2 rRNA genes are annotated in these 3,325 nt (G+C 51.5%); both read left to right on the top strand.

What is annotated here, in order from left to right:
- Positions 1-165 precede the first annotated feature (165 nt).
- A 23S ribosomal RNA gene (locus tag AC788_RS14695) occupies positions 166-3,058 on the top strand.
- 147 nt (positions 3,059-3,205) lie between these two features.
- Positions 3,206-3,321, top strand: a 5S ribosomal RNA gene (rrf, locus tag AC788_RS14690).
- The last annotated feature ends 4 nt before the right edge of the window (positions 3,322-3,325 follow it).

The following is a 3,325-nucleotide window of genomic DNA, read 5'->3' as shown; positions in this document are numbered from 1 at the left end:
ATCGTTCTTTAAAAATTTGGGTATGTGATAGAAAGATAGACTGGACAGACACTTTCACTGGTGTAGGTTCAGGCTAAGGTAAAATTTGTGAGTTGCTCTTTGAGTAAATGCGAATTTTCGGCGAATGTCGTCTTCACAGTATAACCAGATTGCTTGGGGTTATATGGTCAAGTGAAGAAGCGCATACGGTGGATGCCTTGGCAGTCAGAGGCGATGAAAGACGTGGTAGCCTGCGAAAAGCTTCGGGGAGTCGGCAAACAGACTGTGATCCGGAGATGTCTGAATGGGGGAACCCAGCTGTCATAAGACAGTTATCTCATGCTGAATACATAGGCATGCGAGGCGAACCAGGGGAACTGAAACATCTAAGTACCCTGAGGAAAAGAAATCAACCGAGATTCCCTTAGTAGTGGCGAGCGAACGGGGACCAGCCCTTAAGTTGGTTTGAGATTAGCGGAACGCTCTGGAAAGTGCGGCCATAGTGGGTGATAGCCCTGTACGCGAAAATCTCTTGTCAATGAAATCGAGTAGGACGGGGCACGAGAAACCTTGTCTGAATATGGGGGGACCATCCTCCAAGGCTAAATACTACTGACTGACCGATAGTGAACTAGTACCGTGAGGGAAAGGCGAAAAGAACCCCGGAGAGGGGAGTGAAATAGATCCTGAAACCGTATGCGTACAAGCAGTGGGAGCAGACTTCGTTCTGTGACTGCGTACCTTTTGTATAATGGGTCAGCGACTTATATTCAGTGGCGAGCTTAACCGAATAGGGGAGGCGTAGCGAAAGCGAGTCTTAATAGGGCGTTTAGTCGCTGGGTATAGACCCGAAACCGGGCGATCTATCCATGGGCAGGTTGAAGGTTAGGTAACACTGACTGGAGGACCGAACCGACTACCGTTGAAAAGTTAGCGGATGACCTGTGGATCGGAGTGAAAGGCTAATCAAGCTCGGAGATAGCTGGTTCTCCTCGAAAGCTATTTAGGTAGCGCCTCATGTATCACTGTAGGGGGTAGAGCACTGTTTCGGCTAGGGGGTCATCCCGACTTACCAAACCGATGCAAACTCCGAATACCTACAAGTGCCGAGCATGGGAGACACACGGCGGGTGCTAACGTCCGTCGTGAAAAGGGAAACAACCCAGACCGTCAGCTAAGGTCCCAAAATCCTGGTTAAGTGGGAAACGATGTGGGAAGGCTTAGACAGCTAGGAGGTTGGCTTAGAAGCAGCCACCCTTTAAAGAAAGCGTAATAGCTCACTAGTCGAGTCGGCCTGCGCGGAAGATGTAACGGGGCTCAAACCAGGTACCGAAGCTACGGGTATCACCTTTTGGTGATGCGGTAGAGGAGCGTTCTGTAAGCCTGTGAAGGTGAGTTGAGAAGCTTGCTGGAGGTATCAGAAGTGCGAATGCTGACATGAGTAACGACAATGGGTGTGAAAAACACCCACGCCGAAAGACCAAGGTTTCCTGCGCAACGTTAATCGACGCAGGGTTAGTCGGTCCCTAAGGCGAGGCTGAAAAGCGTAGTCGATGGAAAACAGGTTAATATTCCTGTACTTCTGGTTATTGCGATGGAGGGACGGAGAAGGCTAGGCCAGCTTGGCGTTGGTTGTCCAAGTTTAAGGTGGTAGGCTGGGATCTTAGGTAAATCCGGGATCTCAAGGCCGAGAGCTGATGACGAGTTGTCTTTAGACGACGAAGTGGTTGATGCCATGCTTCCAAGAAAAGCTTCTAAGCTTCAGGTAACCAGGAACCGTACCCCAAACCGACACAGGTGGTTGGGTAGAGAATACCAAGGCGCTTGAGAGAACTCGGGTGAAGGAACTAGGCAAAATGGCACCGTAACTTCGGGAGAAGGTGCGCCGGTGAGGGTGAAGGACTTGCTCCGTAAGCTCATGCCGGTCGAAGATACCAGGCCGCTGCGACTGTTTATTAAAAACACAGCACTCTGCAAACACGAAAGTGGACGTATAGGGTGTGACGCCTGCCCGGTGCCGGAAGGTTAATTGATGGGGTTAGCGCAAGCGAAGCTCTTGATCGAAGCCCCGGTAAACGGCGGCCGTAACTATAACGGTCCTAAGGTAGCGAAATTCCTTGTCGGGTAAGTTCCGACCTGCACGAATGGCGTAACGATGGCGGCGCTGTCTCCACCCGAGACTCAGTGAAATTGAAATCGCTGTGAAGATGCAGTGTATCCGCGGCTAGACGGAAAGACCCCGTGAACCTTTACTATAGCTTTGCACTGGACTTTGAATTTGCTTGTGTAGGATAGGTGGGAGGCTTTGAAGCGTGGACGCCAGTCTGCGTGGAGCCATCCTTGAAATACCACCCTGGCAACTTTGAGGTTCTAACTCAGGTCCGTTATCCGGATCGAGGACAGTGTATGGTGGGTAGTTTGACTGGGGCGGTCTCCTCCTAAAGAGTAACGGAGGAGTACGAAGGTGCGCTCAGACCGGTCGGAAATCGGTCGTAGAGTATAAAGGCAAAAGCGCGCTTGACTGCGAGACAGACACGTCGAGCAGGTACGAAAGTAGGTCTTAGTGATCCGGTGGTTCTGTATGGAAGGGCCATCGCTCAACGGATAAAAGGTACTCCGGGGATAACAGGCTGATACCGCCCAAGAGTTCATATCGACGGCGGTGTTTGGCACCTCGATGTCGGCTCATCACATCCTGGGGCTGAAGCCGGTCCCAAGGGTATGGCTGTTCGCCATTTAAAGTGGTACGCGAGCTGGGTTTAGAACGTCGTGAGACAGTTCGGTCCCTATCTGCCGTGGACGTTTGAGATTTGAGAGGGGCTGCTCCTAGTACGAGAGGACCGGAGTGGACGAACCTCTGGTGTTCCGGTTGTCACGCCAGTGGCATTGCCGGGTAGCTATGTTCGGAAAAGATAACCGCTGAAAGCATCTAAGCGGGAAACTTGCCTCAAGATGAGATCTCACTGGAACCTTGAGTTCCCTGAAGGGCCGTCGAAGACTACGACGTTGATAGGTGGGGTGTGTAAGCGCTGTGAGGCGTTGAGCTAACCCATACTAATTGCCCGTGAGGCTTGACCATATAACACCCAAGCAATTTGCGTCGAACGACCAGATTGCGGTGACTGTGGAGATGACACGAACCGAAAGTTCGCAGCAGGACAACCCACAAATATCACATACCCGATTCGCTGGAGTGCCTCCCAAAGGCATCCTGGCTACAGAATTTCTTGACGACCATAGAGCATTGGAACCACCTGATCCCATCCCGAACTCAGCAGTGAAACGATGCATCGCCGATGGTAGTGTGGGGTTTCCCCATGTGAGAGTAGGTCATCGTCAAGATTCA

The sequence above is a fragment of the Pseudomonas sp. RIT-PI-a genome (assembly GCF_001187875.1).
In the GTDB taxonomy this organism is placed as follows: Bacteria; Pseudomonadota; Gammaproteobacteria; order Pseudomonadales; family Pseudomonadaceae; genus Aquipseudomonas; species Aquipseudomonas coleopterorum.
The sequence above is the reverse complement of the archived record's forward strand: the minus strand, read 5'-3'. Positions and strand labels throughout refer to the sequence as shown.